The 13,644-nt window shown below is 57.0% G+C and carries 12 protein-coding genes; 6 read left to right on the top strand and 6 right to left on the bottom strand.

What is annotated here, in order from left to right; all coding sequences use genetic code 11:
- Positions 1-8 precede the first annotated feature (8 nt).
- The 4 genes from ACWI0H_RS17630 to dctP form a co-directional block, all read right to left on the bottom strand.
- Positions 9-1,694, bottom strand: a complete 1,686-nt coding sequence (locus tag ACWI0H_RS17630; protein ID WP_485874078.1) for an ABC transporter permease — start codon at positions 1,692-1,694, stop codon at positions 9-11.
- Positions 1,695-1,897: 203 nt separating this feature from the next.
- Entirely contained in the window at positions 1,898-3,235 is a 1,338-nt protein-coding gene (locus tag ACWI0H_RS17625) for a TRAP transporter large permease (protein ID WP_336273655.1), read from the bottom strand.
- On the bottom strand, positions 3,232-3,735 hold the full coding sequence (locus tag ACWI0H_RS17620) for a TRAP transporter small permease subunit (protein WP_008957595.1): 504 nt from the start codon (positions 3,733-3,735) through the stop codon (positions 3,232-3,234). The genes ACWI0H_RS17625 and ACWI0H_RS17620 overlap by 4 nt, the downstream gene beginning before the upstream one ends.
- Positions 3,736-3,800: 65 nt before the next feature.
- Positions 3,801-4,904 carry a TRAP transporter substrate-binding protein DctP gene (gene dctP / locus ACWI0H_RS17615; protein ID WP_336273656.1) on the bottom strand — a complete coding sequence of 368 codons (1,104 nt, stop codon included), beginning with the start codon at positions 4,902-4,904 and terminating at the stop codon, positions 3,801-3,803.
- A gap of 352 nt (positions 4,905-5,256) precedes the next feature.
- Between dctP and ACWI0H_RS17610 the strand changes: the two genes are divergently transcribed.
- On the top strand, positions 5,257-7,455 hold the full coding sequence (locus ACWI0H_RS17610) for a tRNA(Met) cytidine acetyltransferase TmcA (protein WP_485874077.1): 2,199 nt from the start codon (positions 5,257-5,259) through the stop codon (positions 7,453-7,455).
- Between the two features lie 28 nt (positions 7,456-7,483).
- Positions 7,484-8,950: an aminoacyl-histidine dipeptidase gene (locus tag ACWI0H_RS17605; RefSeq protein ID WP_485874076.1), complete on the top strand. Its 1,467-nt coding sequence runs from the start codon at positions 7,484-7,486 to the stop codon at positions 8,948-8,950.
- Positions 8,951-9,042: 92 nt separating this feature from the next.
- Here the strand turns inward: ACWI0H_RS17605 and ACWI0H_RS17600 are convergent, their stop codons facing one another.
- Positions 9,043-9,519: a Dps family protein gene (locus ACWI0H_RS17600; RefSeq protein ID WP_027958621.1), complete on the bottom strand. Its 477-nt coding sequence runs from the start codon at positions 9,517-9,519 to the stop codon at positions 9,043-9,045.
- Between the two features lie 250 nt (positions 9,520-9,769).
- A complete protein-coding gene (locus ACWI0H_RS17595; protein ID WP_485874075.1) occupies positions 9,770-10,903 on the bottom strand; it encodes a glycerate kinase in 1,134 nt (377 codons plus the stop codon).
- A gap of 119 nt (positions 10,904-11,022) precedes the next feature.
- On the opposite strand from ACWI0H_RS17595, the gene ACWI0H_RS17590 reads away from it, so the two are divergent.
- The 4 genes from ACWI0H_RS17590 to ACWI0H_RS17575 are packed head-to-tail and all read left to right on the top strand — an operon-like array spanning position 11,023 to position 13,643.
- Positions 11,023-11,577, top strand: coding sequence for a hypothetical protein (locus tag ACWI0H_RS17590; RefSeq protein ID WP_336273660.1), 555 nt, complete (start codon positions 11,023-11,025; stop codon positions 11,575-11,577).
- Entirely contained in the window at positions 11,574-11,933 is a 360-nt protein-coding gene (locus ACWI0H_RS17585; protein WP_485874074.1) for a hypothetical protein, read from the top strand. Before ACWI0H_RS17590 ends, ACWI0H_RS17585 begins: the two co-directional genes overlap by 4 nt.
- Positions 11,930-12,589, top strand: coding sequence for a DUF1007 family protein (locus ACWI0H_RS17580; RefSeq protein ID WP_485874073.1), 660 nt, complete (start codon positions 11,930-11,932; stop codon positions 12,587-12,589). The genes ACWI0H_RS17585 and ACWI0H_RS17580 overlap by 4 nt, the downstream gene beginning before the upstream one ends.
- A 52-nt stretch (positions 12,590-12,641) precedes the next feature.
- Positions 12,642-13,643 (top strand): nickel/cobalt transporter, encoded by a 1,002-nt coding sequence (locus tag ACWI0H_RS17575; RefSeq protein WP_176302299.1) that lies wholly within the window; start codon positions 12,642-12,644, stop codon positions 13,641-13,643.
- Position 13,644 lies beyond the last annotated feature (1 nt).

Raw genomic sequence — 13,644 nt, 5'->3', positions numbered from 1 at the left:
GGGTTTCGTCAGGAGTTAGCGCCGGGGCGCGAACGTCGCATGGCCATGCTAAGCAGAATCACCGGCAGGATGCCGACAACCACAATCGCCAGTGACGATGTCGATGCCTCGGCCAGCCGCTCGTCGGAGGCCAAATTGTGCGCCCGAACCGCCAGCGTGTCGAAGTTAAAGGGGCGCAGAATGATCGTGGCTGGCAGCTCCTTCATCACGTCGACAAAGACCAGAATTCCCGCCGCCAGCAGGCTGCTACGCATCATCGGCGTATGAATATGGCGCAGCGTGCCACCTGCCGTCTGGCCTAGGGTGCGTGAGGCGGCATCCATGCTCGGCGTTACCTTGCCCAAGCTGGCTTCAACCGCATTGAACGAGACAGCCAAAAAGCGCACCACATAGGCGTACAGCAGAATAAACGCCGAGCCACTGAACACCAGGCCGATAATGTAGCCGTAGTGATTATTCAGCCAGGTATTCAGTGCATTATCCAACCAGGTAAACGGAATCAGAATACCCACTGCAACGACCGAGCCGGGAATCGCGTAGCCCATGGAGGCGACCCTGGCAGCCACCCGAGCAAACGTCGTATCGTGCATGCGCACGCCATAGCTCAGTACGACTGCCAGGCCCACGGCGATTAGCGCAGCGACGGTTGCCAATCCCAGGCTGTTCCAGGCGTAGCCGATAAATCGCGAGCCCCACAGCGAATCGCCCCCCTGCAGCGCTAAATTAAGCAAAATACCGCTGGGCAGTAAAAAGCCCACCAGCACCGGTAGCAAGCACGCAAGCGTCGCCGCCGCGGCGCGCCAGCCATGCATCACGTATTCTGGCAGCTGCTGATAGCGGTTGGTGGTATGGAAATAGCGGCGCTTGCCCCGCGACCAGCGCTCCAGCAGCACTAAAACAATCACGAAAGTCAGTAGACACGCTGCCAGTTGCGCCGCCGCGACTTGTTCGCCCATGCCGAACCAGGTGCGGTAAATGCCGGTAGTAAAGGTATCGACGCCAAAGAACTGCACGGCGCCAAACTCGTTCAGTGTCTCCATCAATACCAGTGACACTCCGCCCACCAGCGCCGGACGAGCCAGCGGTACGGCGACGCTGGCAAACAGCCGCCAAGGGCCGCGGCCAAGCGTGCGGCCCACATCCAGTACACATACCGACTGCTCCAGGAATGAGGCGCGAGCCAGCAGGTAGACGTAGGGGTAAAGCACCAGGGTAATGACCGTTGCCGCGCCGCCCAGCGAGCGCACATCAGGAAAGTAATAGTCGCCATACTCCCAGCCAAACGTCTCGCGTAGCAGACTCTGGAGCGGGCCAGCGAATTGGAGGAAGTCGGTGTAGGCATAAGCGATGACATAGGTAGGCACCGCCAGGGGCAGCAGCAGCCCCCACTCGAACAACCGTTTGCCGGGAAAGCGACACATCACCACCAGCCAGGCGGTGCCGGTGCCGATAACCAACGTGCCGAGGCCCACGATCGCCACCAGCCAAAACGTATTGTTCAGGTAGCGACCCAGCACCGTGCTAGCCAGGTGCTGCCATACGCCATCGGTAGGCATCGCGATATGGGCAAACACCACCAGCACTGGCAAGGCAACCACGAACGCCACCGCGATCAAGGCTATCGACCAGGGGCTAGCACGACGGCGAAGCGAAGAGGTGGCGGCGGATAGCCCGCGATAGCTGGATCTGAACAAGCGAACACTCCTTGCATTGACGGAAAGCAGTAGTGGAAAGCCGGAAAGTAGCGCAGCAAACATCTAATGCGAATCACTGGCGGGCGTGAATAGTAGCATTGGCGCTGTTCTACTGCAGCTTTGCAGGTCAGTCGCCAATGCAAAAATAAGCCCGCCGAAGCGGGCTCATAATGGTTGAACGTTACACTTTAATGTAGGACGGCTTAGTAACCACCTAACATCATTCTAGGCAGCCCGGTAATTAACCAGGGGAAGAACGCCATCAACGTACACGCCAGTACAATCAACGCCACGAAGGGCACGACCGCTTTGTACAGATCGACGATTTCTACCCCCGGTGGCGCCACGCCTTTCAGGTAGAACAGTGCATAGCCAAAGGGCGGGGTGAGGAACGAGGTCTGTAATATTACTGCTACCATCACTACGAACCAGAGCATATCGACGCCCATGGTTTCGACGATGGGCAGCATGATCGGAAAGCTCAGCAGTACGATGCCGGTCCAGTCCAGGAACATACCCAGCACGAACACCAAGAACAGCATTAGGATCAGCGCGCCCACCGTGCCACCAGGCATCGCCAGCACCAGCTCGCTGATCACGGTCATGCCGCCGCCGCGGGAGAACACGCCGGTAAAGGCGGTGGCGCCGACTAATACCAGCATGACCATGGTGGTGGTTTTGCCGGCTTCTATCATCGTCCAGAAGCAGGTGCTTATTTTGCGATCACCAAAAATCAAAAACAGAATGAACGCGATAAACACGCCGATGGCCGAGGCCTCGGTCGCCGTGGCGATACCGGTAAACAGTGCACCCAGCACGCCCAGAATCAACGACATGGGGGGAACCACATACTTGGCCAGCATGATCAGCAGCTGTTTGGTACTGACTTCGGCGCGCTCTTCCGCTGGCACCTTGGGGCCGTAGTGGGGTTTGAGATAGCAGATGATCAATACGTAGAGCGCATACATGACACCGAGCAGCAGGCCGGGAATCAACGCACCTGCGAACAGCGCACCCACCGATACCGGCGAATAGCTAGCCATCAGGATCAGCATAATGCTGGGCGGAATCAGAATGCCCAGACAACCGCTGGCCATAATGACGCCTGCGCTCAGCTCCTTGTTGTAGCCATACTTGAGCATCGGCACCAGGGCGATCATGCCCATGACGGCAATCGAGGCACCGACAATGCCGGTGGTGGCGGCGAGCAGCACCGAAACGATAACCACGGTAAGTGCCAGGCCACCGCGCAAGTTAGCCAGCAACAGCCGCATGGCATCAAACATCTTCTCGGTGACGCCGGAGTCGTTCAGGAACCTTGCCATCAAAATGAACAGCGGTATCGCCACCAGGACATAGTTGTCCATGGCGTTACCGAAAATATTGTTAATCAGGGTGCCGAGGATACGCTCCCCAGGGCCTAGAAAGGCGCCAATAACCGCGACACCACCCAGCACAAATGCCAGCGGATGGCCCATAAACAGGCCCACCATCAGGCCGCCAAACATCACCAGCGTGAGCATTTCAGGACTTAGGTTCATGCTGATGTCTCCTCGCGAAGCTGCATGATGGCACGCAGTACAATGGCAATTGCCTGTAGCAGAATCAGGATAGCGGCGACCACAATCACGCCTTTAATCGGGTAGACCGGGATTGAGACCATGCCATAAGTGGTTTCACCGCGGCTCCACGCGCGTTCAAAAAAGCTCCAGCCCAGGGTGATCAGCATCCAGATAAACGGCACAAAGAAAATTAGATAACCGAGCACTTCAAGCACGGCTTGCTTTCTACGCGATAGCAGCCGTTTCAATACGTCGACTTCCACGTGGGCATGGTGGCGGAGTCCGTAAGCCGCCATCAGCATGAAATGGGCGCCAAACAGCATCTTGGTCACGTCAAAAGCCCAGTCGCTAGGGCGCCCAAACAGAAAGCGTGACGCAATATCGTAAAGAACAATCAGGGTAATGATGGCAATCAATGGCGCGATGACGCGCCCAAAAGCTTCATTGATAGCATCGATCGCCTTGGCAATCGCATTCATGGAAGATCTCCGCGGTCAGCACAAAAAAACCGCCCCGGTAAAAACCGAGGCGGCACAGAAGCGCCTTACAGGCAGGCTTCGATCTCTTCCAGTGAGGGCAGATTGTCCATCACGCGGCTCATATTGTAAGGCGCGGAAACATCGCGCCACGTCGCGTAGTGCTCAAGGTAGGCAATCATGGATTGGTAAACCTTGGCGTGGTCAGGGTCTTCGCAAGCACCGCGCAGAATGACGTCATTGGTGACTTCCTGAATGCGCGCCAAGTCCTCTTCAGAGAACTGATTGATCGTGACACCGGCGTCAATAAACTTCTGCGTGGCTTCGGTGGACTGGCGTTCAGACCAGGCTAGCGACCATGCCATGGTGGCGTCCGCCGCAATACGCAGGGTTTCTTGGGTCTCTTCTGAGAGCGCGTCCCACGCATCTTTATTGATCATTACGCCAAATACGCTGGCCGACTGGTGCCAGCCCGGGGTTGCCCAGTAGTCAGCCACTTCGGAAAAACCGGCGTTAAAATCAACACCAGGGGTCGAAAACTCACCCGCATCGATAACGCCGCGTTCAATGGCTTGGTAGACTTCACCACCTGCCAGAGTGACCTGTGAGCCGCCTAGCTCTTCGAGTACGCGGCCCTGATCACGACCCGAAAGGCGCAGACGCTTGCCTTCTAAATCGGCAATGCTTTCAATCGGGGTGCGGCCCATAAAGCCGGACTCATTGTTGGTAATGCCGTAGGGGAGATACACCATGTTGAACTGGCCATAGATCTCTTCATACAGCTCACGGCCGCCCCACTGCTGAATCCAGTTAAGGTAGTCAACGCCATTAAACAGGCTGGTAGTGGTGGCCAGTGGTGAAAAGGCGGGATTCAAGCCGGCCCAGTAACCCGGCCAGTCGCCTGCGGCTTCGATGCTGCCCGTTTCTGTGGCGTCAAATACTTCGGTGCCAGGCATTAGTGTGCCGCCTGCGCGGAAATTGATCTGTAGCTCTTCGCCCGCCAGTTTATTGACCAGTTCCACCCAGTGCTGGTCAATCTTGATTAGATCAAGGTTTTCCGGCCAGGTAGTGGTCATTGTCCACTCTTCTTGTGCTTGTGCGGTGGTTGTTAACGTAGCGAAAGCAATACCGGCAGCCAGGCCGGTGAGGGCGAATTTGGTCATTTTTTTCATGATGTATTTCCTGGTTTGGCTTGTGGCGTTATTAGTGTTGGTTACCTGAAGTCAGGAAAGTGCAGTGCTACAGGGTTACGTTTACGTAAACAAGGGAATTTAAGCGCTACAGAGCTAAACTAGCACACCAACCCCGCTGCAGCGCAATATCAGTAATGTAAGAAAGCTCTTCCATAGTTTATTAAGTAAATTTTATATATGTAAATAAAACAGACAGTTATAGGGTTTTTGAATGTTGAGATGAGTCGTAAAGTAGTACAGAAACGTTGAAAGTAGTTAAATTGTTCAACCAAAGTTGTAAGCAGAAGGCTCACCATAAGAGGCTCAGCGGCACACTTTATAGGGTAACGTGATGGGAAACAGGCGCGCCGGAGTAGGCAATTATTTGCTGAATAATCAGCTGTCAAAAAGCCAACACCCACCGCGAAGGGTGGCAGCGTTAGTTCATCATGCACAGCGTCTCAACCGCCGCGGCTGGCGCCAGTTGGTGTGGTTAAGCGGTGAGGCAGCACTGTGTCGCTCAATCGCCCAGGACGTATGGCAGGCCTTCTCCTGGCAGGCGCCTCTGTGGGTGACCAATGAGAACACCGCATTGCAGTTTTCCGCGCCTATTCTCTCACCGCGCAAGGCACGGGCACGACTGGGGGCTGAGCATCAACTGGTCGTGATCGATACACACAGCGCAGGGTTTGACCCTGAAGCGTTGGGGGCGCTGGCGGGAACGATCACGGCGGGTGGTTTACTGATATTGCTCACACCCCAGCCGTGGGGTGAAGCACCTGACCCGGACTACGCGCGTTTTGCTGATCACCCCTGGCACTGGTCGCAACTGAGCTGCCATTACCTAACGCGCTTGGCGCGTCAACTGCAGGCCTCAACTCAGGTAGTGCGCTGGCGTGCTGGTCAGGCGTTGCAGCTGCCTCAATTGCCTCAATTAGCTTCGCGTGGAGCAGGTGATCCCCGCGCTGGTGATAGCGACTGCCTGACCTTAGATCAAGCAGTCGCCGTAAAGCAATTGGTGGGCCTAAAGCGGCGTCGCCCGCTGGTAATAACTGCCGACCGTGGGCGCGGCAAAAGCGCCGCCTTGGGTATCGCTTGCGCCCGGCTGCTAATGGACAAAGCCCAGCGCATCGTGCTGACCGCGCCGCACCTAAGTGCGGTGGAGAGCGTTTTTGAACGGCTGGCTGCGCTCTGCCCGGCAGGCCGTCGGGTCGCCCAAGGTCACTTTGTGCTGGCCGAGGGCCGCGAGCTGATTTTTTTATCCCCGGACGACTTGACCGAACAGGTCAATGCGCAGCTGCAGGGTGGCGATGGCAGTTATTTATTGGTGGATGAGGCGGCGGCAATTCCCGCTACGCTTCTGGGGCAGTGGCTGGTGGCTTTTCCGCGCATTGCCTTTGCCACGACGGTGCATGGCTATGAGGGCTCCGGTCGCGGATTCGCGCTGCGCTTTCGCGACACCCTTGACCGGCTGACGCCCCAGTGGAAAGCGCTGGCGCTTGAGTCGCCCATTCGCTGGCAAGGTGGCGACCCGCTGGAAGCGCTGGTCAATCAACTGCTGCTGTTAAAAGCAGCGCTGCCCATGGCTCAACCGAATGACAGCGACGTAGCTACAAAAGTGGTTGATCGTGCCTGGCTTGCCGAGCAAGACGCGGCATTGGAAAAGCTGTTTGGACTGCTGGTGCAGTCGCACTACCGTACTTCCCCCAACGACCTGCGCCAATTGCTGGACGGCCCCGGTACGGCATTGCGCGTGATCGAGCAGGTGAGCGAGCCTCAGGCGGTGCTGGTGACACGGGAGGAGGGCGGTTTTGAGGCCACCCTCGCCCATCAAGTCGCCCGCGGTGAACGTCGGCCTCAGGGGCATTTGTTGGCGCAGTCGCTGGCCACTCACGCCGGTAGCCGTGAGGCGTTGACCGCCCGCTGGCGGCGGGTGGTGAGGATCGCGACGCATCCTGAACGGCGCCGCGAAGGCTTGGGGAAAGCGCTGCTGCATGATGATATGGCCGCCGCCAAGCAGCAGGGTGTCGCGCTGTATGGCGCCACCTTTGGTGCGGAGGCGTCGCTGTTACGGTTTTGGTTGGCGCTGGGGTTTACGCCGGTGCGTTTAGGCATTACCCGTGAAGCCTCCACCGGTGAGTTTGCTGTGATGGTGGCGAAAGCGTTAAACACACAGGGTGAAGCGGTGCTTGCCGACCTGAATGAGCGCTTTCAGGCGGCATTAGCCAGCCTGTTGGCGTTTGAGTTGAAGGCGTTGCCTGCCTCGGTTGTCGTGCTGTTGCTCGGTCAGATGCCGAGCGTTTCACTTAGTGCGCGCGATTGGCAGGATATTGAAGATGTGGCGACCGCTCATCGCGATCCTGTTCTTGCTCGCCCGGCCTTGCAAGCCTTGGCCCGGCAAGCCAGCCACTGCCCCTTAACGGAAGCGCAACAGCAGTCACATAGACAAGTTGCGGCGTGGGCGTTTCAAAATATACCCCTGGCGACGGCCCACAATGATGCGTTGAAGGCCCTGCGCCTCGCCGTGAATAACCTCATTGAGGTAAAGTAGGCCGATTGCCGATAACGAAGAGTCTTTAATGAACGCACATCTTGAAGCGCTGGAGCCCTCCTTAGTTTGGCGCCACTTTCGAACCCTTTGTAATACGCCTCGCCCCTCTGGGCATGAAGCGGCGCTTGTCGCCATCCTCGAAGCGTGGGCCGATGCTCAAGGCTTGACGCACGACCGCGATGCTTTCGGCAATTTACGGCTACGTAAACCGGCCTCTCCCTGCTGTGAACAAGCTCCAGGTGTGGTGCTTCAGGGCCACCTGGATATGGTGGCCCAGGCTAATAGCGATCACGCGCACGACTTTACTCGCGACCCGATCAGCACCTATGTCGCCGACGGTTGGCTGCACGCCGAAGGCACCACCTTAGGGGCTGATAATGGATTAGGTGTGGCGGCGATTCTCGCCGTATTGGAAGATCCGGAGCTGCGCCATGGGCCGTTGGAAGCGCTGTTTACCCTGGAAGAAGAGACCTCCATGGGCGGCGCGCTGAACCTGGCTGAGAACTGGCTGGAAGGCTCGTTGCTGCTCAACCTGGACAGTGAAGACCGGGGACAGGTCTATATTGGCTGCGCGGGCGGGGCTGATGTAGAAGTCGATGCCCAGCTGCCGAGCGCCGCTGCTGGCGACCACGAACAGGTCATTGAGATTGCCTTGACAGGCCTGAAAGGCGGTCACTCGGGTATCGATATTCACAAGCCGCTGAGCAATGCCAACCGGCTACTGGTTAGAGTGTTAAGGACGTTAGAAGCCTTTGATGCGCGCTTGATCAGCTACCACGGCGGCACGTTGCGTAATGCAATCCCCCGTGAAGCCTTTGCTCAGGTGGCGCTGCCTGCCGATGAAGTAGACGCCGCGCTGGTGGCCATCGCCGGGCTGGAAACCATTCTTTTAAGAGAGCTGGGCAGTGGCGATAGCGGCCTTAAAATCAGCGCCCAACAACTGACTGAGGTGCCTGAAGCAGAACCGCTAACGCTGGATGCCAGTGTCATGCTGTTGGCCGCGCTTCACGCGGCCCCTTGTGGGGTCGAGCGGATGAGTGCCGATGTGCCGGGCGTGGTGGAAACGTCCAATAATCTAGGCGTATTAAGCCTGGAAAATGGGCGGCTGCACCTCTGCGCATTGGTTCGCTCGCTGCACGACAGTGCCGTGGTCGCTATGGCGGATCGCTTTCAAGCGCTGTTTGGCTTGATTGGCGCGCGGGTAAAAGTGGAAAACAGCTACCCAGGTTGGGCGCCCAATCCCAATGGCGAGTTATTGGCGACCTTTAAAGCGCGCCACGCGGCACTGTTGGGCCGTGAGCCAGAGGTGAAGGTGGTTCATGCCGGGCTGGAGTGCGGTATTCTGGGCAGCAAGTATCCGCATTTGGATATGATCTCGTTTGGCCCGCTAATTCGCGGTGCTCACTCGCCGGATGAGCGGGTGGAGCTTGAATCGGTTGAAGAGTTTTGGGCGATGCTGAGGGCATTGATCGAGGATCTTGCCGATCAGCGCTAGTCCTTGTCGCGTGAATGGCCGCGCATAAAAAACGGCACCCAACAAGTGGGTGCCGTTTTTACGCTAAGCGAACGCGCTAGTCTGCTTAACCCTTATTTGCTCAAGTAGGCGTTGAGCATCCAGATGGTTTTTTCCTGCTCGCGGATGTAGTCACCGGCTTGTGCCGCGGTGCCTTCATCATCAGCGTCAGAGGCGAGCGCCAGTAGTTCGCGCTGTAGCTCAATGATCGTTTGATAGCCTTTTAACACGCCTTTAACGCAGGTGGTGCCGTCATGAACGTCTTTATCTTCCTGGATGCGCGATAGCGTGACGTAATCGCTGTAAGCGTGTACCGGTTTGTGCCCCAGGGTTAGAATACGCTCGGCCACTTCGTCCACTTTGGTCAGCAGGTCGGTGTAGAACTCTTCAAACTTGGCGTGCAGCTCAAAAAAGTCGCTACCGCGAACGTTCCAGTGGTAGCCGCGCACGTTCATGTAGAAAATTTGGTAGTTGGCTAGCAGGTGGTTGAGCTTTTCGGCGAGTTGACTAGCGCTACCTTCGTGTAGGCCAATGCTATTAGTGTCAGTCATATCCTGCTCCCTCTTTATGCCGCAATGAGCGGCGGTTAAGGCGTTTTCCAGCACAAATCTTAATAACAGTGTTACAGAGTAGGGCGTCTTTGGTGCAATGCAAAACAAGTTTTTTGCATCGCCGCCATAGTGCTGAGACATTAAACAATGCTAAGCCATTAGATGCCTGCCGTTACCCTTTGACTACCATTTAAATGCTGGCGCTGAGAGCTCTTTTCAAGGCCTGCATGCTTTTCAACGCTTATATACCTCAACGTTTATGCGCCCACAGTCGCAGCAGATTTTCACAGCGCGCTTCGAGTAGCTCGGCGGTGCGCGGTAGTGCATCAGCTAGCGTCATGGGGCCGTCGGCTAACGCGAAGGCGGCCGTGACGCCTTCATCAAAACAGGCTTGCCAGCCATCGCCTAGGCTACCCGCCAGCACGATAACGGGTTTGTTAAGGCGCTTGGCGGCACGGGAAACGCCGATGGGCGTTTTACCCGCCAGGCTCTGGCCATCCAGGCGGCCTTCACCGGTAATCACTAGATCCGCGTTGGCCAAGAGCGTTGCCATGTCAGCCTGCTGCATAATCATTTCGATACCGGGTTTTAGCGTGGCGTTTAAAAAGGCCTTGGCCGCAAACCCCATGCCGCCTGCCGCTCCTGCGCCCGGTAGCGTTCGGTAATCCTCGCCGAGTACCTGAGCGCTAATATCAGCAAAGTGGCCCAGCGCGCGGTCTAGCTGTTCGACTTCCTCAGGTGAGGCGCCTTTCTGAGGACCAAATACTGCGGTAGCACCGCGCACGCCCAGCAACGGGTTATCAACATCCACGGCCGCCTCAAGGGCGAGCCCAGCCAACCGCGGGTCTAGCCCATCCAGTGTTAAACGGGCCAGTTGGCTAAGCGCCGCACCGCCAGGAGGTAACGGTTCGTCGTTTTGATCCAAAAAGCGAGCACCCAATACCTGCAACATACCGGCACCGCCGTCATTGGTAGCGCTACCGCCGAGCAGTAAAAGCGCTTTTTCAGCGCCTTGATCCAACGCTGCCAGCAGCAGTTCACCCACCCCAAAGGTGGAGGTGTGCAATGCATTGCGCTCATCGGCGGTAAGGTGCTGTAAACCGCTGGCTTCTGCCAGCTCAATAAACGCTGTACGCTGGTCGCTAAGCCAGCCCCAGGCGGCTTTTCTCGGGCGCCCCAGGGCGTCGTGAACATCCAACTGGCGGCGCTCGGCACCTGTCGCTGCGATCAGTGCATCTAGGCTTCCTTCGCCACCGTCAGCCAATGGGCAAGCCTGCACTTGGGCACTTGGTATGGCGCGCTTGACGCCCCGAGCCATGGCGGCGGCGGCGTCTTGGGCGCTCAGCGCATCTTTATAGCTGTCGGGGCAAAGCAAAACATTCATTAGCACGATCTCCGCAAAACGGTGTCTTCACTACAGTGTCAGTTAAGTATGCCCCCGTTGGCGAGATTAGCGCGCTAGCCTGCGCCAAACCAGCGGCCTCGTCCGTTAGAGGATCTAACATGAAGTCGATACCCATAAGCTTAACCTGCCTGCTAGCGCTTGCTGGCTGTCAAGTGACTCCAAGTAGCCTGCCTCAAGCCGAACCAGCGCCTGCTGCTGCGTGCTATTTCCCTGCAACGGATGCGCGGGCGCTTGAAACCAGCGTAGATATCCTGACCGAGTGGGGGTTTACTCTGACCTCTACCGATACCACATTGGGCTTAATTAGCGCCAGTCGTGAACGTGAACTGCACGGTTATTATGACCCTTACGATAATGCGTATGGCTATGGAAGTGGCATGCGTATGTTCGGTGGCTTGGGCATTGGTGGTGGTTCCAGCATCGGTTTTGGCGGTGGGATAGGCTTTGGTGGCGGAATAGGTCAGCAGCCTGTGGAGGTAGAGCGTGTCTCGATTTTTGTGAACGACGCGCATATACGTATCTCCCGTGATATTCGCCGCTTTGATCACATGGGCGATTTACGCGAATCCTATAGCGCCAGCAATGATGATTTCTGTCAGCGCTTTCAAACCGCTTTCGAGCAGAGCGTGCCTGCCGCTGGGAGCCCGTTATGAATCTTCGCCACTGGGTATTAATAGGGCTACTGGCGGGGTTGGCCGGCTGTGCCACCACAGCGCCTTTGGAACCTCGTGAGTTAGTTTACACAACGCCGACAGAGGAAACGTTTCGTAAAGCAATAGACTTGATGGTTGAGCAAGGCTATGTGGTGCGCCATGCGGATATTGCCTTGGGGCGTGCGGAAGCATCGCTTGCCCGCTGGCCGGGGTATCAGCTGCAGCTGCAGGTGAGTGAAGAGGGCAGCGGTAGTCGAGTGAGTGTATCAGCCTTAAGAGGTAGTCAACCGTTGCCACCCTATTTGCTCGACCCATGGCTTGTCGACTTGCAGCATAAGTTGGGAGTCGCGCCATGAGGGGGGCGGGTATCGCCGTGGCGTTTGTCTTGGCAGGAAGTAGTTTGCTGGTTAGCCCGGATGCACGTGCCCACCCTCATGGCTGGATCGACGTGAGTGTGCGGATCATCACCGATGATCAGGGCATGGTAAGTGGATTGCATCAAACGTGGCGGATGGACCCTTTTTACAGCCTGGTGGTTTTCGAAGAACTGCAGCAGGTAGAGAACGCCAGCCTTGAGCAGGGCCTTGATCAGCTTGGCAAAGAGATTCGCGATAATCTTTCCGGTCAACACTATTTAACCGAAGTACGCATCAACGACGAGCCGCAGGCGTTGGGCGAGGTGAGTGAATATACTGCCCTGGAGCGCGATGGTCGGCTGACCTTTATGTTTATTCTGCCGCTGGAAACGCCCCAGCCGTTGGCAGATTCTCTGCTTCGCTATCAAGTATTTGACCCCACTTACTACATCGAAGTTGTCCATGAAGAGGAGGGCGGTCAGCCACGGGATGATGCGCTGATACTTAACGGCGAGCTTGCCTGTGAACTCTCTATTCTGCCCGCAGATCCTGACCCAGAAGTGGTGATGGAAGCCGCGCTGCTTGATAAAGATGAAAGCGGTGAGCCAGGGTTGGGGCGCTACTTTGCCGAGACCGGCCAAGTAGATTGCCGCTAGGCGCTATTTGTTAACAATATTAATTGATAATTTTTACACGATGGAGCGACAGATGGCCTTAACGCGGCCTTTTACACGTCACTTAGGACTAATGCTGGGCCTTCTGTTAGCCGCGGTGGTGCTCGTCATTGTTTGGCAAGGTGGGTTTCAGGGTGTGAGTTACCAACTGCTCGGCTGGCAGCGTGATCTGCATCGCTCGCTGACGCTGGCGATTACCGAACTCTCCCGTACTCCTAGTATGGCCACGTGGGCGACCCTGCTGAGCGTTAGCTTTGCCTATGGCGTGTTTCATGCCGCTGGGCCGGGGCATGGTAAAGCCGTACTGGCGACCTATTTGGCGACGCATGGCGGAGCTGTTAAGCGCGCCTTAGGGCTCTCGTTTGCCGCCTCCTTGCTTCAGGGTATGACTGCCATAATATTGGTCGTGGTGCTGGTATACGGCCTAGGCTGGATAACCCGGCAAGCCATGGGCAGTGTTGTTTGGGTAGAGCAAGCTAGTTTTCTGTTGGTAGCGGCGTTAGGCGCGTGGCTATGCTGGCGAGCAATCAAGCAATTGCGCGCAGCCTATCAGGCCCATGAAAATGACCGTAGCCACAGTCACAGACATGATCATACCCATAGTCACTGTTGTGGCGGTGCTCATCATATTGAGCCGCAGCAGGCGTTAGATTGGCGCACGGCGATAATAACGGTCGGTGCTATTGGTATGCGGCCCTGTAGTGGGGCGGTATTGATGCTGGGGGCTGCTAGCCTGCTGGGCCAGTTCGAGGTGGGAGTGGCATCCGTGGTGGCGATGTCGCTGGGCACGGGCATTACCGTCTCGGCGCTCGCGCTGGCAAGTATCCTCGCCCGTGGTTGGGCGCAGCGGCGCTTGTCCAAGCAACAACATAGTCAGCGCAGTGTACAAAAAGCCACCGGCTGGCTGGCCTTGGCCGGTGGTGCGCTGATTGTCATGCTGGGTATTTCGCTTAGCGTCGCGGGCGTTGCGCAGCCCGCGAGTGGGCCGCTTTTGAATGAACCACCCACTCGGCAAAGTCATCCTCTGACGGGGTAAC

The sequence above is a fragment of the Halomonas sp. NYA30 genome (genome assembly GCF_976980765.1).
The sequence above is the reverse complement of the archived record's forward strand: the minus strand, read 5'-3'. Positions and strand labels throughout refer to the sequence as shown.

Bases quoted from the DNA above. Each gene is read 5' to 3' on its own strand.
- ACWI0H_RS17625 (WP_336273655.1), bottom strand. From the start codon at position 3,235: ATGAACCTAAGTCCTGAAATGCTCACGCTGGTGATGTTTGGCGGCCTG.
- ACWI0H_RS17620 (WP_008957595.1), bottom strand. From the start codon at position 3,735: ATGAATGCGATTGCCAAGGCGATCGATGCTATCAATGAAGCTTTTGGG.
- dctP (WP_336273656.1), bottom strand. From the start codon at position 4,904: ATGAAAAAAATGACCAAATTCGCCCTCACCGGCCTGGCTGCCGGTATT.
- ACWI0H_RS17610 (WP_485874077.1), top strand. From the start codon at position 5,257: ATGGGAAACAGGCGCGCCGGAGTAGGCAATTATTTGCTGAATAATCAG.
- ACWI0H_RS17605 (WP_485874076.1), top strand. From the start codon at position 7,484: ATGAACGCACATCTTGAAGCGCTGGAGCCCTCCTTAGTTTGGCGCCAC.
- ACWI0H_RS17600 (WP_027958621.1), bottom strand. From the start codon at position 9,519: ATGACTGACACTAATAGCATTGGCCTACACGAAGGTAGCGCTAGTCAA.
- ACWI0H_RS17595 (WP_485874075.1), bottom strand. From the start codon at position 10,903: ATGAATGTTTTGCTTTGCCCCGACAGCTATAAAGATGCGCTGAGCGCC.
- ACWI0H_RS17590 (WP_336273660.1), top strand. From the start codon at position 11,023: ATGAAGTCGATACCCATAAGCTTAACCTGCCTGCTAGCGCTTGCTGGC.
- ACWI0H_RS17585 (WP_485874074.1), top strand. From the start codon at position 11,574: ATGAATCTTCGCCACTGGGTATTAATAGGGCTACTGGCGGGGTTGGCC.
- ACWI0H_RS17580 (WP_485874073.1), top strand. From the start codon at position 11,930: ATGAGGGGGGCGGGTATCGCCGTGGCGTTTGTCTTGGCAGGAAGTAGT.
- ACWI0H_RS17575 (WP_176302299.1), top strand. From the start codon at position 12,642: ATGGCCTTAACGCGGCCTTTTACACGTCACTTAGGACTAATGCTGGGC.